The organism is Lacunimicrobium album (genome assembly GCF_052161635.1).
Lineage (GTDB): Bacteria > Planctomycetota > Planctomycetia > Planctomycetales > Planctomycetaceae > SXPC01.
Genome location: NZ_CP197413.1, coordinates 3,532,207 through 3,553,598 on the forward strand (window position 1 = coordinate 3,532,207; position 21,392 = coordinate 3,553,598).

A 21,392-nucleotide genomic window follows, 5' to 3' on the forward strand; every position below is an offset into this window, starting at 1 on the left:
GATCCTTCTCTCCCGGGGAGAAGGTGGCCGAGTCGAACCTCAGGTTCGCATATGAATACAGCCGAGGTCGGATGAGGGAACTCTGCTATCCAGCTAATGCACCGAGGGAAATTACGACGACTCCGAATTCTTATTCATTGAAAATGAGAATAGATCGCAAGCAAACCCAATGTTAAAATGAGGGCCGTATTTTATCCAGGAGCACCTATGTCACAAACAGCCGAAGAAGTTGTCTCAGCCGCTCTGCACCTTTCGGAGCAAGACCGCTTGGCAGTTGTCGCGCAAATACTGCAAAGCATGAATCCAGATATCGCAAATGCTGATGAAGAACTCTGGTTGAATGAACTGGAACGACGCAGAAAGGCATATCGAAACGATCCTAGTCGTGGTATCTCTTGGGAAGAACTCAAGAGTGAGATAGATGCCTAAAAAGTCTTCACCGAAAATTATCTTCGACTCTGATGCCGCAAAGGAATTTCGTCAGGCAAGACGTTGGTATCTTCGCGAAGCAGGGTCTGATGTATCGAATCGGTTTGTGGACGAAATCGACGATGCACTTTCCCGCATTAAAAGCATGCCAAGCAGCCTGCCCCTCTACCCAAAAGAAAATTGCCGATGGCTTAAGCTTGATGGGTTCCCGTATTTAATCATCTACGAGATTTTAGATGCTCAAAGCCTGCTCGTATTAGCTGTCGCACACGAGCGTCGAACTCCTGGCTACTGGAGGACGAGGCAACGAAATCCGTAGAATTGTCGAGAATCCTTTAATTTCTAAGCCCATGACTTCTCGACCCCGTATCTCTACTTCCTGCCTTCAACCGCCAGCTTCATCTTCGCATTTGGCAGCCTTGCACACGCAATTAACACCGGCTCGATCAGGCGATACTGTGCTTTCGCATCTGTTCTGACTTTCCACTCAATCGGCTCGTCGCTGTCATTCTGACTCTCCGTCAGTTCCATTCTTGCGACCAGTTGATCCAGCGACAACGGCTCTTTATTCATCGAGTAGCCATGTTCCGTCACTGTGATGACGACGGTGTTCTTCTCGTCGTGATCAACCTGGGATAGCGATGACTGGGGCAGCTGAATCGTCTCTTCATTCGCACCGGTGACGAAATGCGAAGCGACCAGAAAGAAGATGATCAGCAGGAACACGATATCGATCATTGAGGTCAGGCTGAACTCAATCTCGCTGCGTCGATTCTGGCAGGGAATTTTCATCCATTCGCCCTCACGCTACAGTTCCACAGCCGTCGGTTCTTCTTCCGACGAAACTTCGTGAGTCACTTTCACAGCTGCATTGCGAGCCGACTTGAACTTCATCCGCTTGTAGCCCGAGAAGACTCTCTGAGCCCGCAACGATGCTTCCACGATGACTGCTTCCGCCCGGTTGCGCAACAGGCCGTAGGCAAACATCGAGGGGATCGCAACCGTCAGGCCAAACATCGTCGTCACGAGGGCGTGATAAATCCCCGGGGCCAGTTCCCCTACGGATGGATTCGGGCGTACTGCGAACTCCGCAAACGCCAGGATCATTCCCCAGACAGTTCCCAAAAGACCCAGCATCGGAGCAATGGTGCCGACGATGTTGATGTATTCCAGTCGTCGATACAGCTTGGAAGACTGCTCGACCGCGACCTCCTCCATCGCCTTCTCGACATGCTCGTAATCGAGGTCGACTTCTCTCAACCCCGCTTCGACCACCGACGCCAGGAAGCACGGATTCTCCTGACAAATCGCCACCGCACGTTGGCCCTGCCTGAGATCGATTAGCTTTCGCAGGTCTTCGACCATCGCCGTCGGTGCAAGATTCTCTGTTCGCAGATAGAGAAACTGTTGAATGACCAGCGAGCCGACAAACAGGCTGAGCGCCATGATGACGAACCCGATTGCTCCGCCACCGGACAAAATCAGATCCTGCCAATCAACGGCTGCGGCTCCCGCCGTCCCTGCTGCCAACAGACAAATGCTCTGCATGACTGATTCCACACTCACTCTCACTTCTGTGAAGCTGCTTGAAAACTCTCGCATGCACCCACGGGAGGGCGAGGCTCCGTCCGAGCCGCTGTCCCGCGTTGCACTGTTCCACCAGCAAGTCGACATCGGATCGTTTGCTGAAGGCCAGAGACGTCGAGGCCATCGAAGTCCAGCTCACCGCTGATGTTTCGCAATGCAAAGCAGCGGCTCACACGGAGGTTCGCCCTCCCACGTTCGCCTGCTCGATATGAAAATATTGGACAACCATGTTTGGACAAATCTCAGACGTGGGACAGACATTCCTGTCTGTCCGAAGATGGTACGCACAGACAGGAATGTCTGTGCCACCTTAAGTATTCACTATTGAGCCGCTGAGCCGACCATCCCTTGAGAGATGGTATCACTGGGATGAGAGTCGGGTTTCTCCCGTGTCTTGGAGTCGCCACTTTCCGTCTTCTTCTCGACTGCAAACGACGACATGAAGAACAGCAGCACGCCGACTGAAATTGCGATGTCTGCAATGTTGAAAATGCCCGTACGGAGATTCCCGATACCCATGTTGAGAAAGTCGATGACGCTCCCCTCCAGTCGGACCCGGTCAATCAGATTTCCCATCCCGCCAGCCACCAGCAAGGTCACTCCCCACCAGATGACCGGACCGAGATTTCGCCACGCCATCACATACGTCAACCCGATCGTGAGCACGACGCCGTTAATGACCGTCAGCAGCCAGAACCGGGCCGCAGCAGGCAGCGTACTTCCCAGCGACAAAAAGCCACCGGTGTTTTCTGCATAGACGATGCGAAACACGTCACCCAGGTAAGACGTCATCGGCTCACCTTTGAGTGTCTCGACCGCCCACAGTTTCGACGCCTGGTCAGCCACAACGATGACCAGGATGACAGCGAGCACTTCCAAGGCCCGCCGGGCGAAATGCTTATCCACAGACTTCATGTTCCCATTCCCGAACAGTTTTCCTGACAAAACACCACTGTAACGTCTTGATGCGATCAGGCATAGACGAACCCACTCCGCGCATTTGCGGCGAAATCCTCAGAAATACGTCGATATCAGGCGATCAGGTATGATATTTGTATTGAGTACTGCTTACGCAGCGTTGCTGTAGGAACAATTCCGACATTAGTGGAGACCGCTATGAGTGCTCAAACAGCCACCGTGACCTGGATTCTCGTCGCCGATCGTGCCCATGCCCTGTTTTTCCGAACGTCCAAAAATGATCTCTCCGACCTCGAGCTCGTCAAGACCCTGGACAACCCTGACGGTCGTAAGAAGGCTCAGGAAATCAATACGGATAAACCGGGCCGTTTCATGGGCGACGATGGGTCTCGCGTGAGTGGCGACCCGACGACCGATGTCCGCCATCAGGGAGCCAATGACATGGCCGATTTAGCTTTAGAAGCACTCGAAGCCGGTCGAAATCATCAGGAGTTTGAGAAACTGGTTATTGTTGCTCCGTCACTCCTCCTGGGAACACTCCGCAAGAAATGCAGCGGTCCTCTGGCCAAACTCATTACCGCTGAGTTCGACCTCGAAATCGCCAACCAGTCGCCCCGCGACATCGAGGCCCACTTGCGTAAAAAATTACTCGACAAGTAAATGCTGTACCCGAGACGATTAGTCGCAGCGACTTAATAGAAAAGAAACACGATCGATTGAGAATGATCGTGTTTCTTTTCGTTTCTGCAGGGCATCCTCAAGCCAGGGAACTGTCTCGATGCGAGATCAATCGCGGGAACCGGGAGTGATTTTTAACTCGAGCAACTCGCTGCCACGTTTGATCTTCGCAGTCACTTCATCGCCGATCTTGAGGGCTTCGATCGCGTAGGTGTAGTCATAGATGTTGTCGATTTTTTTGCCAGCCAACTCCGTAATAATGTCCCCTTGCTTGAGACCGGCCGTGTCAGCTGGAGCGCCTTTGGTAACACCCGAAAGTTGCACACCGGTCACCTCGGCTGCGTAGTCAGGAATCGTCCCAAGATACGCTCGCAGGTTCGCTCGGACCTGGTCCTGAGGTTTCGCTTGTTCGGTGTAGGCGGGGAGTTCCTGCTTCTGGGCGACCGACTTCGTGATCAAGGCCATCAGCTTGGAAATCTTGACGGCTCCGTCGTAGTTCAGTTTCTCAGGGGTATCACGCGGCGTGTGATAATCTTCGTGCGAGCCGGTGAATGCGGACAGGATCGGAATGCCGTCCATATAGAAGACGCTCGCATCGGTGGGGAGGTAGCAGTCATCCTGAAGAGTCAGGTTGAGGCCGACAGGAACATTACGCTGTTCGATCTCCGACCGCCAGATCGGAGAGGACCCGATCCCCTGGAGCACAAGGTTGTCGGTCATACGACCGATCATGTCGAGGTTGAAGGCAGCGACAATCGCCCGCTGGAAGTCGAGCCCGATCAGGCCGGAGTGGGCCGCGTTCATGATGTCTTTGCCATGGGCGTCGATGTAATGGTGGGCACCGAGCAGGCCGAGTTCTTCGCCTGACCAGGCACCGAAGACGATGTCGTGCTTGGAATTCAGTTTGCCCTTCGCCTGCTGATCCGCGAGGTACTCAGCAATCTCCAGCATCCCGCCGACGCCGGAAGCATTGTCATCAGCCCCGAAGTGAATGAGATTCGATTCATCATCCTTGGCGAGCGACGAACTGCTACGACCATTGCCGAGGTGATCGATGTGAGCACCGACGAGGACGAACGTCGTCGTAGGCTGTTCGCCGACTTGAAGACGCCCCAGGACGTTGCGTCCAGTGCGTTTTTCCTGGACGAGGTCGACGGAGCCGCTGATCTGCACGCCGGGAAGTTCGAAGCCCATGGCGAGGTCGCCGTTGTCAAGTTTCTTCTGAAGAGTAGCAATGTCTTTGCCAGCAGACTTGAGGAGTTGAGTCGCGACGTCGTCAGTGATACTGACGAGAGGGATACTGCCGCCGGTGAAGGAGCCATCGGAGTCGAGAGGAACGAGTTGGGATTTCGCCTTCGACGTCGGGCCACTGACGATGATGATGCCGGCGGCGCCGAGGTCGCGGGAAGTCATCGCTTTATAACGAAGGCCAGCGTAGCGGGCGAGTTGTTGTCTTCGCTCGGGGGTAACGTCTTCGGGCAGAAAGCGGAACATGACGACCCACTTGTCTTTGACGTCGAGGTGGACGTAAGAGTCATATTCTTCCTGGCCATCCGCTTTGGGAACGACGAGGCCGTAGCCAGCGAAGACGACGCCTTTGCTTTCAGGGAGTTCGCCGGATTTGGAGAAGGAGACGGGTCGCCAGTCTTTCTTTACTTCGAGGGTCACTTTGCCAGCGCCTTTTTCGGGGCCAGTGATTTCGAGGTGATTCTTCGGGCCGAGATCAATGCCGGCCGTGAATTCGAAGTTCTGGAAATAGCTGTCACTACTTCCTTCGGGCTTAAAGCCAAGATCTTCAAAATAGCTGGCGACATAAGCCGTCGCTTTGCGTTCCCCTTCCGTGCCCGTCAGACGCCCCGCCAGATCAGTGCGACACAGGAACTCGACGTGACGAGCAATGTCGACCGGGAGAATCTCAGCCCGGTTGGCTTTCTTGTTTCCCTCGACAGCCGCATCGACATCTTCAAAAGCCGTCTCGGTCGAGATCAAGCCAAGTTTCGCCAGCGCCGCTTCATGATTCCAATTGGCGATGAACAGCTGAGACTTCTGGCCGGTCGTGCGGTTGCTGGTCCAGACGAGCTGGTCCCCTTTGGGAGAAAAAACCGGCAGCCCGTCAAAGCCTTCTGTCTCGGTTGCGCGGATGGGGGCTTTCTTGCCTTCAGCGTCGACGATGTAGAGTTCGAAGTTATTGAAGCCATGGAGGTTGGTGGTGAAGATCAGGTACTTGCCGCTGGGATGATAGTAGGGAGCCCAGCTCATGGCGTTGAGCTTGGTGAGCTGCTTCGGAGTGCCAGCCACTGGCTGCTTGGAAACGTCGGCGATGTTCATCGTCATAATCTCAGCGGTCGCGCCATTCTCGGCGAAGTGACGATAGCAGATTGATTTGCCGTCAGGTGAGAAGAAGGGTCCGCCGTCGTAGCCTGGGGAGTCAGTGAGACGTTTTAATTCCGTCCCGTCCACTTTCATGATGTAGAGATCAATCGCCCAGGCGGGATCAACTTCGAACTTCTTTTTCCCCTCCTCATCAAGACTCCCATCGTAAGCCTGACGGTTGGAGGCGAAGACGATCCATTCGCCATCGGGCGAGTAAGACGCTTCCGCGTCGTAGCCTTTGGTGTTGGTGAGGTTGGTGTATTTGTTGGTGTCGCGGTCGTAGGCGTACAGGTCGTAATGCTCGTCGTAGTCCCAGGAGTAACGGCGTTCTTTGCCCGAAGCGCGGAGTTCGAACTCTTCCTTCTGTTTGTCAGCCGCCTTCGGATCTTCATGCGTGCTGGAGAAGAGGACGCGGTTATTATCGGGATGAATCCACGCGCACGTCGTTTTCCCCACGCCGGGGGAAATGGCTTCAATATCCCCGTCCTCCAGGTTCATCAGATAGATCTGAAAAAACGGGTTCGAGTCTTTCCGCTCGCTCTGAAAGACGAGCAGACTCCCATCGTGATTGAAGTAACCTTCGCCAGCGCGTTTGCCATCGAAGGTGAGTTGACGAGTGTTGGTGAGGAGCGGGGTGTCAGCTGCCAACAGAGAAGCACTGGCATAGCCAGTGGCACACGAGATAAGGAAGATGAGGAGTGGCAGGCGCATTCGAGGGGCTCTCCGCGGGGTGGGGGTTTGATGGGGTATTATAGGGGGAGAGGAAGGAGGGATAAAAGGAGTCTTGAGTTTTGAGGGGCGAGTCATGAGTGGGGAAGAAGAATGGAGTGGCGTTTTGCCCTCCATGTTCGGCTCATTTATAGCAGGAATACTGGCGCGTTCCCCTCATCCGCCCTTCGGGCACCTTCTCCCGGGGGGAGATGGGAGGTATGCAGGCTACGTGAATATGTGGGGATTAGTCTTCTTGTTTGTTCCTGACGAGGTTTCGCATGTCGACGGCGCGGTAGTTGAAAGTGATTTCTTTGATGGTGCCGTCGGCGGTGATGCCGAGAGTTGGTTTTTCGTCGAAGTCGCCAAGGGAGCGGACGGGTTTTCGCATGTCGAGTTCGAGGCCGCCGGGTTTGGTCCAGACCTCTGCTTTCTCGGGGGCTCCGACGGCGATGATCATGGTTTTGGCCAAGCTGTCCTTAAAGTCGGTGAGGCGTGGAAACTTGCCGTTGTCGAAGGGGGTGCCATCGCCCGTGAGGATGTGGATGCAGGTCTTGTTGCTGACGGTGATGCCAGGGGACTTGAAGACGCTGGGCATGCGTTCGGTCAGAGTCAGGTTGTGGGGGCTGTCCCAGGATTCGTTGAGGTGGAACTTGTCGTAGAGTTCCTGTTCGCCCAGATAAGGAAGAATATGGACCCGCCAACTAAGGCCTTTGATGGCTTTGTCGACGCCGCTGGTTGTGGATGGGTAGCGGTCGTGTTTGTTGTGAAACTCATTCATGGCTTTGCAGATCATGCGGAGGTTGTCGCTGATCCGGGTTTGTTCGACGGTTTTGGCGGCCTGGGCGAAGATGGGGGTGAGTTGATCGTGCAGCTCTTCAATGCCTGCGGGGGCAGCGATCGAGGTGATGACCTTGTCGCCAGCGCGTTCGACTTTGATCGTCGCCAGGTCGATGATGAGCTGACGAGTGCTCTCACTGACTTTCTCGCCAATGAGTGTCGGGACGAGTGACTGAAGCTGTTTCGATTGAACAGTGACTTCGTCGGCTTTCGTGATTGCCATCCTGGGGGTTGCAAAGGTGGCCGTGGCTTTCATGATGAGGTCGCCGGGCTTTCGCTCAGTGAACCAGACGTGATGGCTGAGTTGTTCGTAGTCGAGGAGCGTCATGAATTCCGGGGAGCGGTCGACGTATTGTTTAACAAGGGAACGTTGCGATTGAAAATTGATGACATAAGAAACGTCGGCAGTCGCGTCGAGATGTTCGAGGAGTGCATCGGGTTTGCTCGTGAACATGGCGCCGGCTCTCAGTCGGTTCTGCAGGTCGACAGTGTCCGCGATGATGAAAGTGGTCGGGCTCTCGGATGTCGTTGGAAGAACGCCGACACCATTGCAGTTGTAGAGAGTAAACTCGCTGAAGGATTGTTTGTCGGTGGTATGGGGGGCGAGTTTCTTCAAGTCGAAGGGTTCGTTGAAGCTGAGGATCATGGTCGGGAGCGGCAGGTTGAGGGGAGCCTGAACGTCATGCTGAAAGGGTACGGTTTCGAGGACCTTTGCATCGTTGATCGTGACGTAGGCTGCGAACTCCGAATTCTGGGCACGCGGAGAAAGACGTCGGATGCCGCCATCGCAGAGGAGGACCCAGTTCCCGTTGGGGGACTTTTTGCCAAGGCATTCCATGGGGGTGAGTGAGTCGTACTCGATGCCCACGGGGCGGGTCCATTCGGTCGCGGTCGAAATATCGGCGATGACGGCAAAGAAGGTTGAGGAGAGACCGTCAGTAATTTCAGAGCGCGCCGTGCCGATTCGTGCGTTGTGAGGGAAGACCGTATTCAGGCCGGTGATGACGTGAATGGATGTTTTGCCGGGTTCGGTGATGCCCTCAACGGCATAGACTTTGGGCATCAGAGGAATGAGGGCTTTGTTGTGCTCGCTGTCCCAAGGCTCGTTGAAGCGAAACTTTTTGAAGAGTTCGAGTTCGCCCAGAAATGGGAGCAGGTGGACACGCCAACTGAGGCCTGTCGATCGACCACCCGCGTCGCCGTTGTAGCGTGGGAAGCGGTCGAACTGTTCACAGTATTCGAGCATCGCCTTGCTGATCTGACGGAGACTGTTGACTTCGGGAATCGCGCGGGTTTTCAATTGTCGGACGGTGAAACCATCCGAGGCAGCCATCTTGTTGATCAAGGGCTGGTCAATGGCAATGGTGATGCGATCGACTTTGGTGAAGTCGTGAAAGGTGAAGGGGCTTTGTATGTCCTGGGAATCAAAGAGCAGGCTGGTTTCGATAAAGTCGCGCAGCGGCTTGTAGGCAAGGATTTTGGCAGGTTTAGCAGTACCGAGCGCAATAGTTTTGGAAGGGAGAAGCTTGGCTTCGGGAAGCGCATCTTCGGAGAAGGCGTGGGTGGGAAGGAGCAGCGAGAAGACGAGAAGGACAAGCTTGAGGTTCATGGGAGCAGGCTTGTTAAAGAGAGAAAGGGTTGAATCTGTGGCTGCGTGCAGTATTACAATTCGAGGGCCTTCCTCACCCGGTCTTGGAGACTCGACCACCTTTTTCCGTCGGGAAAGGAATGAAACAGTATAGACATTTCCAGAAGCAATCTGGAACTTTATTTTGCTGTGAGAATTCTGGTGACGTGCTTGAGCGGTGCTTCTCGTGGAGATACTTTGATTGAGTATTCCGAGTGGTTGCGATTGGGGAAGAAGGGATATGGGGAGGCTATCGCGTACTCCGGGTGGTGAGTTAAGTTGTCGGCACATAGGACAGGGGGTTGACACCCCCCGCTCGCCTTTAGAACGAAAAAAGGCTGCCCCGGGGGACAGCCTTTTTCTTTATTAGTCGAGATTCAGGGCGGTGATTAGACGCTGACTGATTCGCGGGATTTTGTTGTTTTGTCTTTCCATTGGAAGCCCATGTCGATAGCGACCTGAGAGAGGCGCATCAGGAGTTCCAGGTCGACGTGAGGGCATGGAATGTGAGGGGCGACGCGGGTGACGTTGCTGGTGTCGAACGTCGGGTCGTTTCGCCAGTAGGAGTTGTAGACATGGATGTGCTCGTAGAAGAGCTCTTCCACCTGCGTTGGGTTTTCGATGACGGTGTTGTGGCCGACCATGTTGGTGCCATAGAACCCGATAGACGCCTGGAGGACTTCTCGCAGGAGGCGGGTCGTGACGGGGTGGCGTGGGGTGAGGTGGTAGGTGTCGCCGTGGAACTTCGGCTGAAGCATGATGTGAACCATGACTTCGCTGACCCAGTCGACGGGGACGAGGTTCTTGGATTCGGTACCGTCGAGAGTCATACGGACCTGCTCACGGTAACCCATGCCCGTATGGTCCGGAGCATTCATGGCGCGATTCAGTGTGTAAGACAACTGAAGAGCGGCATAGAAACCGTGGAAGGTGGTCGTGAACCCGTTCACGGAATCGCCGATGATGATCCCTGGGCGATAGACCGTCAGCTTGTCGAACAGGCCCGGTGCGCGGACCATTTCTTCGGCCATGACCTTACTCTCTTCGTAAGGATTGCCGAACTGCTGACCGACGTTGAGTTCATTTTCTTTGCAGACACCTTCACGCAGACCAGCGACGTAGGCGGTCGAGACGTGATGGAATTCGCGGATGTTGGCGAGTTTGCAGAGGTCGATGACGTTCTGAGTTCCATCGACGTTGGAACGCCATGGTTCACTTTCGCGGCCGGTGCTGACGAAGGAGAGGCTGGCGGCGTTGTGAAGAACGGATTCGACGTTAGAGATGACCCATTCCTGTTCGTCAGTCGAGAGACCCAGGAGAGGTTCGGTCAGGTCGCCGGTGAGGACGATTGGGCGTGGCAGTTCGCGTTTGAGTTGCTCTTCCCAGTAGCGGATCATCGCTTCGACACGGTCCTTGGCGGACGTACGACGAGAACCGCGAACGACGACAGCGAGGGGTACGCCGGCGAGGAGGAGATCGCGAACCAGATAGCGCCCGAGGAGACCGGTAGCGCCCGTCATGAGAAGGTAATTCATAAGCAGATTTGAAACCTCAAAAGGGGAAAAACGACAACCCCAAAAGCGATTGCCAGTCCAGACTCCAGGCGTTGACCTCGGAAGTCTATGTCACTTCATCTGGCTCGTTGGGAAATGTTGTCGAACGTCATCATCAAAAAGCGACCCAGCCATTGATGAGCGTGTGAGCAACCAATTTGGATATAACGGTAAACTTATTAAGAGGATATGACAATGAGATTTTTACAATTTCTGAATATTAGGCCATGGGGGTGGTCTCCAGAAAGTCTTGCAAATCATTGATAAGTAGGTATTTATGGCGTTAACCAGCAGCCGCGACGGGCTTGGTTTCCGCAGGGTGGGCGTCGGATTTGGTTTCATCAGGTGGGGAAGCCAGGAAGGATAGAATAGTGGCAGGAGCAGGCAGCGCTTCGTCAATACGACCGCGACACCCTAAACAGAGGATGGCAGGGAGGAAAATGATGCTTCCCAGAAGGGCCGTCATCAGCATCGCAGCCATCATCATGCCGAACCGGAAGGTCGGGCCGAAAGTACTGAACGTGAGTGCAAGCATTCCCAGACTGGAAATCACGGCGGCCTGAATGATCGGGCTGCCGGCTTCCTGGAGAGCATAGTGTGCAGCTCGTGTGCGGTTGCCGGGAATCTGCTTGAGGGCGTGACGATAGTTCACCATGAAGTGGAAGGTCCCGTCGACAGAGATGCCCAGGGCGATACTGGCGGTCATCATCATGCCGATATCGAGAGGCGTTCCGACCCAGCCGAGAATCCCGAAGAGAATCGAAACCGGGGTCACGTTGGGAAGCATCGCCATGAAGCCTAGCCAGAAGGAACGCAGGCCAAGAACCATGATGACGCTGATGAGCAGGAAGGCAGATCCAAAACTTTCCCAGAAGCCATGGAAGATAGCGAGCTGAGCCGTTTTGAGGAGTGGAGTCAGGCCTGTGAAGGTGACATGATGATCTTTGGTCATCTCTGCGAGCTGGTTGATGATGGTCTGCTGACGTCCGACGTCGCGTTCATCAATCCGGGCCGAGAGTCGCCAGAAGCGAAGGTTGGGGGTGACATATTCGATGTTCTCACCCTGCATAGACTGGGCGTTTTTGAGCATCTGACTGACGCCACGCAGGTCGGCAGGGAGTTCCGAAGGGAACATCGTCGCTGCGGAGGTGACGAGCATCACGTCCTCATGCGACGAAACCTGCTTGTGAAGACCCTGGATGACGCGGAGCTTATCGAGGAACTCGCCCTTCTCGCCATCGAAGTCAACGACCATCTCAATGACGTCAACGGGGGCGAAGTGCTTTTCGACCTGGGCGAGATCGGTTTTGGCTTTGCTGTTGTTGGGAAGGAAGTCGAGCGGCTCGATGCGGGTCTGGACATAAGGAAGACCCAGGGAGCCGACAATAATGATCGCTAGACTGGCGAAGACGACTTTATTGCGGTGACGAAGGAGGACCACATACCAGTCGAAACCGGCGCGGGCTTCTTCGAAACGAGCTTTGGCATTGGTCAGGTCAAGCTGCAGCAGCAAGGCTGGAACAAAGACCAGAGCCGCGAAGATCGAGATCATGCAGCCGACGGAGGCAGAGTACCCGAACTGATTGACAGGAACGATTTCACTGACACCAAGAGAACACAGGCCGATGACGGTTGTGATCGCAGCCATCATGAAGGGTTGAGCGGCGTGCCACAGGCTTTCCTGCAGCGATTCGCCACGAGAAAGACCAAGGAGGTAATAGTGGACGACGTGAATCGCATTAGCGATGGTAAAGACCATCACCATCACGGAGAGCGAGCCCATGATGAAGTTCATTTCGCCGCCGAACCATTTGACGATCGCGAGGTTCAGCGAGATCGACCAGATGGTGATGACCATAATGCCAATGGTCAGCGGGACGTCACGCAGGTAGACATAAAGGATCAGGGCGCTGATCAGGAGAGTAATCGTAAAGAAGATTTCGTTGGCTTCTCTCCCGCCGAGGCGGTCGAGTTCTTCGACAATGACCGGGCCACCTGCCATCAGGACGTCTTTTTCGTTGACGTTGCAGTAGGCGAGGACCTCGTGAATACCGTTCATGAGTGCCCGGGGATCCTGAGCCATGAGACGGGATTCGGGGGAGACGAGAACGGCTTCGTGAGTTCCGAGTCTCGAGCGAGACAGTCCGTTGAGACGTCTGTCGATTTCTTCAGGAGCCATGCCCAGAGAAGTCAGGCTGGCTTCGATTTTATCGCTGGTCAGAGCCGTTTTGACGACGGGCAGATGCTCGATACGTCGGGCGATGGCTTCGATGGCTTCAGGAGAGTTCTTCGAAGTGTCTAAGCCAAGGATGACGAAGTCGTCGTTGCCAAAGTCAGCCTTGAAGAGTTCGTATTGATCGCGGACCGCAGAATTGACCGGCAGCCAGGTCTGAACATCATTATTCGAGGGAAGCTTTTTGGATTCGAGATAAAAGAACGGAAGCGTCAGGATCGCGATGAGCAGAATCCAGTGATCGATTCGTTTCGGTAGGACGTGCGAGAACACCAGGGCGCGTTCCTTAAACTGTACACAGTCAGAAGTAAGACGTTCAGCCTCGCGGCATCAGACCGTGTCAATCAAATTCATCGTGATCGCGGGCCGGGAAGCCTCGTCATGACGGACGCAACGTCTCGGCTTGCAAAACGTACTGTTTTGAGAGAATCGGGCCGTGTGGATCGTGGGTCAATCGGTCACACAAACGGTCAAACGCCAAGCCATGTCGCTCTTTAGGTATCGAGACGCAGGCCAGACAGGACGCATAGTAAAAGCCGAATCACACGGTTCTTGCGGGGTTCTGTCACGGTCAAAAACTCAACAGCACTATAATCGTTAAGGTTTCCGAGTGACCGTTGTTCACGCGTAAGTTGTTTCGTGGCTGGGAATTTGGGGGAGTATGCGGGATCGTCACGGCTGGGAAGGAATGCGAGTGGGAGGTGGGAGAAGATGGGAAGAGAATAATGAAGAGAGAAGAAGAGAGACTGGAACGCAGAACACGCGGAGGGGAGCAGAGGTCGCGGTGAAGAGCCTGAACAAAAAACGGTTAATCGATTTATGGCGGCGAACCGAAATCTCAAGGTGGTGATTTTGAGATATGAGTTCAATTTCGACCGAGGAAATGAGACGAAATGCCAGAGACCGTCTTCTGTAATCTGATTGTCATTCGCTCATATGATCTCGATCGTGCGGCGATTTTTTATACTGCGCTCGGGCTAACACTGGTACGTCATGCTCATGGCAGCGGGCCGAACCATCTTGCGCATGAAGCCAATGGACAGGTCTTCGAGATTTATCCATTAGAGGATGGGGAACCAGCAACGACAGCAACAAGAATTGGGTTTTCAGTACCGTCCGTCGATAAAACATACACATCATTACTCGATGCGGGAGGACAAGCAGTTTTGTCTCCCAGGAAATCGCCGTGGAGCCGACGAGCCGTCGTGTCTGATCCGGATGGGCATCGTGTTGAGCTTACGGAACTCGGCGAGTCGTAAAGAAGTAGCAGTCGTTGAGAAACAAGAAAAGGCACAGACGTTTTGGTCTGTGCCTTGATGGTTTGCTTTGGGTTGGGCGTCGAACGGTACTCGGCACGGCTGACACAGCCGTGGCACACGTCAGACGAAAACATTTATTCAGACGGGTTCTTTGCTTAAGAACTGGCCGCCGCTGATGAACATGCCGTTTTCGCAGGGTTGGCACCAGCTGATTTTGACTTCGTATTTGAACTCCTGGCTGTCGGAGTACATTTTGACGGTGGCGTCACCAGGTGAAATAGCGCCTTTGTGGAGCAGGCCGATGCCAAAGCGGCTGATTTCTCGGGTGACGGCTGCGACGGTGTTGCCGCGGGAGGTTACGATTTCAGCGGGAATGGACAGATCAAGGCGTTCTGCGGCGCGGCTGTCGACGTACGTCTTCTTGCCAATGCTGTCGAGAACTTTCTTCAGATCGTCCATTGTCGGACGGCTCCACGGATCGTTCGCCACGGCTGTTTCCTTCACGCAATGTGTTCAAAAAGTCGCGATCGTCTCGTTGGGAGCCCGGGAATGAGGGCCTGCGCGACTGGTTGAACAACCATAGGTCATGAATTGGCAGAAGGACGGAATTCGAAATTCGGAATTCGAAATTCCGTGGGGGAAGAGGTTGGAACGCAGAGCACGCGGAGGCGGTCATGAGGTCTGTGTCATGAGTCGCGAGGGGGGACGGAAGAATCGGGTGGCGGGGTGACCTCGGTGTGCGGTGCGCATATGTACGAGTACTGGCGCGATGCCCTCATCCGCCCTTCGGGCACCTTCTCCCGGGGGGAGAAGGGAGCTATTGAGTCGATATTACGATCACTCTTCCGTGACGACTTCGTTTTCGTGGATGACGTTGTTGCGAAGGAGGCCGAGTTTTTCGATTTCGATTTCGATGACGTCGCCGGACTTGAGGAAGACTTTGGGGTCGCGGGCGATGCCGACGCCTGCCGGCGTGCCGGTGAAGATGAGGTCGCCGGTTTCCAGGGTGATTAGTTGGGAGATGTGGGCGATGAGTTTGGGGATTGGGAAGATCATCTGTGAGGTGTGGCCGTCTTGCATCGTTTCGCCGTTGAGGCGGAGTTTGATGGCGAGGTTTTGTGCGTCGCCGACTTCATCTGCGGTGACGAACCAGGGGCCCAGGGGAGCAAAGGTGTCGGGGGTCTTGCCGAGGAGCCATTGGCCTGCGGGACGTCCTTTTTGCCAGTCGCGGGCCGAGACGTCGTTGCCACAGCAGTAGCCGGCGACGTGTTTGAGGGCGTCTTTTTCGGTGATGTTCTTGCCGGGGACGCCGATGACAGCGACGAGTTCGGCTTCGAAGTCGACTTTTTCCGAGACGCGTGGAATCACGATCGGCTGTTCAGGAGCGGTAATCGTGCTGCTGAATTTGCTGAAAACGACGGGTTCGGAAGGGATCTCGGCCTTGGTTTCGAGCGCGTGGTCTTTGTAGTTGAGGCCGATGCAAAGGATCTTGCCCGGGTCGAAAACGGGCGGGAGGAGGTCGCCGGTAACGAAGTTCTTGTCCGCCAGGGACTGCGCGAACTCCTGTCTGGTCCAGGCGAAGTCGGGATCTTCAAAGAGGATCGATTCGATGGTCGGAGGAAAATCTTCCTCGCGGGCGTGGAGGTCGATGTATTTGGTTCCGGTGGCATCGACGTGAACGCCGACGACTCGGATTTCCTGATCCATGACGATGTTGGCAAGTTTCATGGGTGGTAGGTAGGGCTTAGGGCTTGGGGTTTAGGGCTTGGAGGGGAACATCACGATCGAAGGTTGACTCAACCGTTCGGAAGACAGAAGGATGTTGCCTGTCGTTTTTCGAAATTGATGGCAGCGAACGAGTGCCTGGCGCCCACCCTCATCCGTCGGCGAAGCGCCGCCACCTTCTCCCCTCAAGGGAGAAGGAACGAAACGCCGCTCCCCTCAAGGGAGAAGGGACAGAATACGGCTCCCCTTAAGGGGAAACACGTTCTACTTGGCTTGGGCCTTGAAGGCGTCTTCAGGTGGGCCGCCCATGATGTGGAAGCCGCCGTCGACGTGGAGGGTTTCGCCGGTGGTGCCGGAGGCGAGGTCGCTGAGGAGGACCATGCCCATCTTGCCGACTTCGTCGTGAGTGACCGGGCGTCGCAGAGGCGAGAAGGTCTCGTAGAGTTTCATCATCATGTCGATTTCACCGACTGCTGATGAGGCGAGGGTCTTCAGAGGACCGGCTGAGAGGGCGTTGACGCGGATGCCTTGAGGGCCGAGTTCGTGAGCCAGGTATTCGGTGGACGATTCGAGGGCGGCTTTGCAGATGCCCATCATGTTGTAACCGGGGATGACTTTTTCGCCGCCGAGGTAGGTCATGGTCAGGATGCTTCCGCCGGGCTTGAGGATCTGGCGGGCTCGTTTGGCGAGAGCGATCAGGCTGTAGCAGCTGATGTCCATGGCGAGTTTGAAGCCTTCACGGCTGCAGTTGTAAACCGGGCCCTTGAGGTCCTCGAGGGTGGCAAACGCGATCGAGTGGAGGACGAAGTCAATTTCGCCGTAGGTTTCTTTGGCCTTGGTGAAGACTTCGTCGATGTTGGCGTCGTTCTGGACGTCGCAGGACATGATCAGCTTGGGGTTCATCGAATCGACGAGCTGACGGAGGCGACGCTCGTTGCGTGGGCGTTCTGGATCTTTATCGGGAAGGTGGGTGAAGCCGATCTCGGCTCCTTCTTCGGCCAGTTTGCTCGTGATGTGCCATGCGATGGAACGCTCGTTGGCGATGCCGAAGACCAGACCTTTTTTGCCCGTAAACAGACCCATGGAAGACACTCCTTGTGCAGATGCGAAATTGGAGCTTCTAGTGTAGCGAAAGTTTTTGGGAAGGGAATTGTTCCCGAGGCGCTCGGGTTTAGGCGCTGGGCGTCAGGGGGGAGAGTGAGGAAATGGGTTCGTGTTCTTGTCGCGAGAAGAATTGGAGAAGAGGGAGAAGTATTCATGATTGTTGATTGCATGTCTGTTCATGATCTGGGCAAAATGGCGGCAGATTGACCAAGTAGTTCCCATTGACGGAGGACGTGCGATGCGCTCACTGATGACGAGTCCCTTGAATCGCGTGCTGTGGCTGGTTTTCCTCGGAATGGCTTTTCCGACAGTTGGCTGGGCACAGTCTCAGCTGCCTCGTCCCGAAGAAGCGTTCGAGGGGAAAATCGGGCTGACTTACAAAGACTCGACAGCGGTGAAGCCTGAGCTGAAGATTCCTCAGAACTTCGGGATCAAGGAAGCTCCGAACATTCTGCTGGTGCTGATCGACGACTGTGGCTTCGGGCAGATGGGAACATTCGGGGGCGGGATTCCGACACCGACTTTTGATCGAGTTGCCAATGCCGGCTTGAAATACAACCGCTTCCATACGACGGCGCTTTGCTCTCCGACCCGCGCTGCCCTCTTGACCGGGCGGAATCATCACTCGGTCGCGACGGGGACGATTGGCGAAACCGGAACCGGATTTCCGGGCTATACGGGAGTCATCCCCAATAATGCGGCGACGGTTGCCGAAGTCCTGCGAGAATATGGCTATTTGAATGCCTGGTTTGGCAAGAATCATAACGTGCCGGACTGGGAGACGAGTCTGGTAGGGCCGTTTGATCGCTGGGCGGATGGACTGGGATTTGACTACTTCTATGGCTTCGTCGGCGGCGATACAGATCAATTCTCCCCTGCCCTGGTCGAGAACAAAAAGCGTCTCGAAGTGCCGAAGACCAATCAAGATGGAAGTCCTTATCACCTCACGACCGATCTGGCAGACAAAGCGATCCGGATGATGCGGGCGGGGAAAGCAGTCGCGCCGCAGAGGCCGTTCTTCGTTTATTTCGCGACGGGTGCAACGCATGCACCTCACCAGGTGCCACAGGCCTGGGTCGAGAAATTCAAAGGCAAATTCGATGGCGGGTGGGACAAATATCGCGAGGAGACGTTTCAGCGCCAGAAGAGGATGGGAATCATTCCTGCGAACACCGTGCTGACGAAACGTCCCGATTCGCTGCCTGCGTGGGACTCGCTGAATGCTGAGCAACGCAAGGTGTCTGCGAAGATGATGGAAGTCTTTGCAGCCTTTACGGCACACACCGATCACGAAGTCGGGCGTCTGATTGATACGATCGATGAGATGGGACAGCTTGATAACACGATCATCATCTATATGGCAGGAGACAATGGATCGAGTGCAGAAGGCGGTTTGGAAGGACTCGTCAACGAGATGACCTTCTTCAATGCCATTCCTGAACCGATGCAGATGAAGCTCGACGCCATCCAGACGCTCGGCGGCCCCGAACACTACAATCACTTCCCGGCTGCCTGGGCGTGGGCAATGGATACCCCGTTTCAGTGGGCCAAGCAGATCGCCAGTCACTTTGGTGGGACTCGCAACGGGATGGCGATCTCGTGGCCGAAGCGGATCAAGGCCAAGGGGGAAATTCGCGATCAGTTTCACCATGTCATCGACATCGCGCCGACGCTGATGGAGATGGTCGGGGTGCCTGCTCCGACGCATGTCAACGGCATCAGCCAGAAGCCGATTGAGGGCACGAGCATGGTCTACTCGTTTGATGATGCCAAAGCAGAGGATCATCGGACGATGCAGTATTTCGAGATGCTGGGAAATCAGGGGATGTACCACGATGGCTGGATGGTGAGTGCCATTCGAGGCGTGCCATGGCTGAGCGAAAATGTCGCCGGAGATCTGCTCAACATGAACTGGGAGCTGTATCACGTCGAGGAGGATTTCAGTCAGGCAAAGAACCTGGCCAAAGAACATCCAGAGAAAGTCAATGAACTGGTAAAGCTGTTCTTCGCGGAAGCAGCGCGCTATAACGTGCTGCCGCTGGACGATCGCAAAGTCGAACGCCTCAACGTCGCGAATCGTCCCAGCCTGACGGAGGGGCGCACGAAGTTTGACTATCCGCCACTGATCCGCTTACCGGAAGGGGCAGCGCCTGATCTGAAACATGTGTCGCATACAATCACGGCGAAGGCGAAAATTCCGGAGAATGGAGCCGAGGGTGTGCTCTTAACGCAGGGAGGACGCTTCGCAGGCTTTGGTCTGTATGTCAAAGACGGAAAACTCGTTTACCACTACAACCTGGCAGGGGTGAAGCGTTACGAAGTCAAATCAGAACAATCGATCCCGACCGGAGAGGTGACTCTGAAGGCCGTTTACAAAACGGATTCCAACACACCGCGATCTGGAGCGAAGGTGACGCTGTTTGCCAACGACAAGGAGATCGGGTCCGGACGTATCGAGGAGAGCATTGCGTTTCGGATCACACTGGATGAGACGTTCGACGTCGGATTCGATACCGGCACGCCAGTCTCGGAAGAGTATGAGACGCCGTTTCCGTTCAGCGGGGGACTGGAGAGTGTCGTCGTGGAGATTCAGCCGGAGTGATGACATTTCGGGCTGCCTCCGCAACTTCGGAAGGCGAGGTGGCTGGAAGTTCAAGCAAGGAATTGACTGGCCGATATGCCTGCGCTAGGCTAATAGTAAAGGCAGGAGGGCTTTATGGAAGAGATCATTCAGATCAAGGTTTCTGGCGTGCTTCGCGATTTGATCCACGATCGAATCGCAGATGGTTTGTATGGCACGCCGGATGAATATCTACGTTCGCTGATTCGCGAAGACTATGAACGAACTGAAGAACAAAAACTCGCCCGGCTGGTTCAGCAGATTCGGGACGGAATTTCAGCCGATCCTTCTGAGTTCGTCGAACTCGACATTCAAGAACTAATTGCAGAAGCGAGACGTGACGTTGCCGAAGAAAGTTAAGTTTTCCCTCCCGGCGAAACGGCAACTCAAAGAGGTTTGGAGATACTCCAGCACAATGTGGAGTGATGCTCAAGCCGACCTCTATACCAGTGAACTCGGCCAATTCGTCATCGAATCCGTCGAGCGACCTGAGCGTTGGAAAACACTGACTGCACGACACGACGATGTGTACTTCATCCACTTTCGTCGACATGTGATTGTCTTCCGCGAGGTCGGTGCAGAGATACTTGTGATCGCCGTCTTCCAGGATCGCATGAATATCTTGGCTCGTATTGATGACCTTCTTTAACAACATTCCTCAATTCTCGTTATTCGCCTGGGCCGCTTTTTGCGTGTAGTAAGTAAGTGGCGAGCGGGTCCAGTCGGATTCGCTTTCGAAGCCCTTCGCAGCGTTTTGGCCTATGCCTCCCATTTCGGGGAGGAGGTAGCCCGCGAGGCTGAGGAGTTCGTTGGTGAACTCGGGGAAGAGTTGCTGCAGGGCGACGGTGATGTTGAAGTTGTTGCGGATGAAGACTTCGCCACGGCCGTCCTGACAGGCGCGGAGGATTTGTTCGGCGGCGAGTTCAGCATCCATCGACATGACGGGGAGTGAATCGCCGATCGCGAACCAGGCGTATTCTTCGCGGTGTTTCCCTTTGAAGGTGGCATGTCGCGGACTGCCGGTCCGCATCAGGCTGGGGCAGGCGGTGGTGACGAAGATGTTTTCTTTGAGCAGCTCGGCTCGCAGTCCATTGGAAAGGCCGACGAGGGCGAATTTGCTGGCAGCGTACGGGAGCATGTGAGGGATGGCTCGCTTGCCGCCGAGAGACGCGACGTTGACGATGCGTCCCCAACCTTGCTGGCGCATGTAAGGCAGAACAGCGAGCGTGGTTCGCAAGGCCCCCCAGCAGTTGGTCTGCATGGAGTTTTCAAAGTCATCAAATTCCATGGAATCAAGGGGACCGACTTCGATCACCCCAGCAACATTCAGCAAAACATCGATGCCTCCAAATTCATTGGCGACCTGATCAACCATGCCCTGAACGCTGTCGTTGTTACGGACATCGCAGGGGATGGTGATAATGTCGGCGTCATAATTCTGAAGTTGCTCGAAAGCAGATTGAAGGCGGAAGTCGTCACGCGAGCAGATCGCGATGCGAGCCCCCTGCCCTGCCAGTTGACGCGCAAGGACGAGTCCAAGGCCACGTGAACCGCCTGTGATAATGACTCGTTTGCCGTTCCAGTCAAAATGACGCCCCAGGCGAACGATCTTTCTCGCAATGTTGAGCCCTGCATAAGCACAGCCAGCGCAAAGGGCGAGTCTGGTGAGAGATTTCATAGCATCGACCTTTTGTTGAGAAATGAATGGCCCTGAGCGCACAAAGTTCACCGAGTGACG

18 protein-coding genes are annotated in these 21,392 nt (G+C 55.0%); 7 read left to right on the forward strand and 11 right to left on the reverse strand.

Annotation, left to right across the window (positions count from 1 at the left end):
• The first annotated feature begins 207 nt into the window (after nt 1-207).
• Nucleotides 208-429 (forward strand): addiction module protein, encoded by a 222-nt coding sequence (locus SH248x_RS14070; protein WP_459554916.1) that lies wholly within the window; start codon nt 208-210, stop codon nt 427-429.
• Nucleotides 422-748, forward strand: coding sequence for a type II toxin-antitoxin system RelE/ParE family toxin (locus SH248x_RS14075; protein WP_459554917.1), 327 nt, complete (start codon nt 422-424; stop codon nt 746-748). Before SH248x_RS14070 ends, SH248x_RS14075 begins: the two co-directional genes overlap by 8 nt.
• A 53-nt stretch (nt 749-801) precedes the next feature.
• Here the strand turns inward: SH248x_RS14075 and SH248x_RS14080 are convergent, their stop codons facing one another.
• The 3 genes from SH248x_RS14080 to lspA form a co-directional block, all read right to left on the reverse strand.
• On the reverse strand, nt 802-1,221 hold the full coding sequence (locus tag SH248x_RS14080; RefSeq protein WP_459554918.1) for an ExbD/TolR family protein: 420 nt from the start codon (nt 1,219-1,221) through the stop codon (nt 802-804).
• Nucleotides 1,222-1,236: 15 nt separating this feature from the next.
• Nucleotides 1,237-1,977: a MotA/TolQ/ExbB proton channel family protein gene (locus tag SH248x_RS14085; RefSeq protein ID WP_459554919.1), complete on the reverse strand. Its 741-nt coding sequence runs from the start codon at nt 1,975-1,977 to the stop codon at nt 1,237-1,239.
• Nucleotides 1,978-2,337: 360 nt separating this feature from the next.
• Complete coding sequence (gene lspA / locus SH248x_RS14090) at nt 2,338-2,931, reverse strand: signal peptidase II (RefSeq protein ID WP_459554920.1); 594 nt, start codon at nt 2,929-2,931, stop codon at nt 2,338-2,340.
• Between the two features lie 201 nt (nt 2,932-3,132).
• On the opposite strand from lspA, the gene SH248x_RS14095 reads away from it, so the two are divergent.
• Complete coding sequence (locus SH248x_RS14095; RefSeq protein WP_459554921.1) at nt 3,133-3,594, forward strand: host attachment protein; 462 nt, start codon at nt 3,133-3,135, stop codon at nt 3,592-3,594.
• Nucleotides 3,595-3,720: 126 nt separating this feature from the next.
• Here SH248x_RS14095 and SH248x_RS14100 read toward each other — a convergent pair whose 3' ends face one another.
• The 4 genes from SH248x_RS14100 to SH248x_RS14115 all read right to left on the reverse strand — a co-directional run bounded on the left by SH248x_RS14100 (nt 3,721) and on the right by SH248x_RS14115 (nt 13,219).
• Nucleotides 3,721-6,696 (reverse strand): M28 family peptidase, encoded by a 2,976-nt coding sequence (locus tag SH248x_RS14100; protein ID WP_459554922.1) that lies wholly within the window; start codon nt 6,694-6,696, stop codon nt 3,721-3,723.
• A 244-nt stretch (nt 6,697-6,940) separates the two neighbouring features.
• On the reverse strand, nt 6,941-9,142 hold the full coding sequence (locus SH248x_RS14105; RefSeq protein WP_459554923.1) for a DUF1559 family PulG-like putative transporter: 2,202 nt from the start codon (nt 9,140-9,142) through the stop codon (nt 6,941-6,943).
• 407 nt (nt 9,143-9,549) lie between these two features.
• Nucleotides 9,550-10,680, reverse strand: a complete 1,131-nt coding sequence (locus SH248x_RS14110; RefSeq protein ID WP_459554924.1) for an SDR family oxidoreductase — start codon at nt 10,678-10,680, stop codon at nt 9,550-9,552.
• Nucleotides 10,681-10,996: 316 nt separating this feature from the next.
• Complete coding sequence (locus SH248x_RS14115; protein WP_459554925.1) at nt 10,997-13,219, reverse strand: efflux RND transporter permease subunit; 2,223 nt, start codon at nt 13,217-13,219, stop codon at nt 10,997-10,999.
• 620 nt (nt 13,220-13,839) lie between these two features.
• On the opposite strand from SH248x_RS14115, the gene SH248x_RS14120 reads away from it, so the two are divergent.
• Nucleotides 13,840-14,205, forward strand: a complete 366-nt coding sequence (locus SH248x_RS14120; protein WP_459554926.1) for a VOC family protein — start codon at nt 13,840-13,842, stop codon at nt 14,203-14,205.
• A gap of 138 nt (nt 14,206-14,343) precedes the next feature.
• Here the strand turns inward: SH248x_RS14120 and SH248x_RS14125 are convergent, their stop codons facing one another.
• The 3 genes from SH248x_RS14125 to SH248x_RS14135 all read right to left on the reverse strand — a co-directional run bounded on the left by SH248x_RS14125 (nt 14,344) and on the right by SH248x_RS14135 (nt 17,013).
• On the reverse strand, nt 14,344-14,694 hold the full coding sequence (locus tag SH248x_RS14125; RefSeq protein WP_459554927.1) for a PilZ domain-containing protein: 351 nt from the start codon (nt 14,692-14,694) through the stop codon (nt 14,344-14,346).
• Nucleotides 14,695-15,042: 348 nt separating this feature from the next.
• Nucleotides 15,043-15,933 (reverse strand): fumarylacetoacetate hydrolase family protein, encoded by an 891-nt coding sequence (locus SH248x_RS14130; protein WP_459554928.1) that lies wholly within the window; start codon nt 15,931-15,933, stop codon nt 15,043-15,045.
• A 261-nt stretch (nt 15,934-16,194) separates the two neighbouring features.
• Complete coding sequence (locus tag SH248x_RS14135; RefSeq protein WP_459554929.1) at nt 16,195-17,013, reverse strand: enoyl-ACP reductase FabI; 819 nt, start codon at nt 17,011-17,013, stop codon at nt 16,195-16,197.
• A 259-nt stretch (nt 17,014-17,272) separates the two neighbouring features.
• On the opposite strand from SH248x_RS14135, the gene SH248x_RS14140 reads away from it, so the two are divergent.
• The 3 genes from SH248x_RS14140 (at nt 17,273) to SH248x_RS14150 (ending at nt 20,303) form a co-directional block, all read left to right on the forward strand.
• On the forward strand, nt 17,273-19,636 hold the full coding sequence (locus SH248x_RS14140) for an arylsulfatase (protein ID WP_459554930.1): 2,364 nt from the start codon (nt 17,273-17,275) through the stop codon (nt 19,634-19,636).
• A 114-nt stretch (nt 19,637-19,750) separates the two neighbouring features.
• Nucleotides 19,751-20,014 carry a ribbon-helix-helix domain-containing protein gene (locus tag SH248x_RS14145; RefSeq protein WP_459554931.1) on the forward strand — a complete coding sequence of 88 codons (264 nt, stop codon included), beginning with the start codon at nt 19,751-19,753 and terminating at the stop codon, nt 20,012-20,014.
• A gap of 55 nt (nt 20,015-20,069) precedes the next feature.
• The gene (locus SH248x_RS14150) at nt 20,070-20,303 is read left to right on the forward strand and encodes a type II toxin-antitoxin system RelE/ParE family toxin (RefSeq protein ID WP_459554932.1); all 234 of its coding nucleotides are present in this window, start codon (nt 20,070-20,072) and stop codon (nt 20,301-20,303) included.
• A gap of 9 nt (nt 20,304-20,312) precedes the next feature.
• Here the strand turns inward: SH248x_RS14150 and SH248x_RS14155 are convergent, their stop codons facing one another.
• On the reverse strand, nt 20,313-21,332 hold the full coding sequence (locus SH248x_RS14155; RefSeq protein WP_459554933.1) for an SDR family NAD(P)-dependent oxidoreductase: 1,020 nt from the start codon (nt 21,330-21,332) through the stop codon (nt 20,313-20,315).
• Between the last annotated feature and the right edge of the window lie 60 nt (nt 21,333-21,392).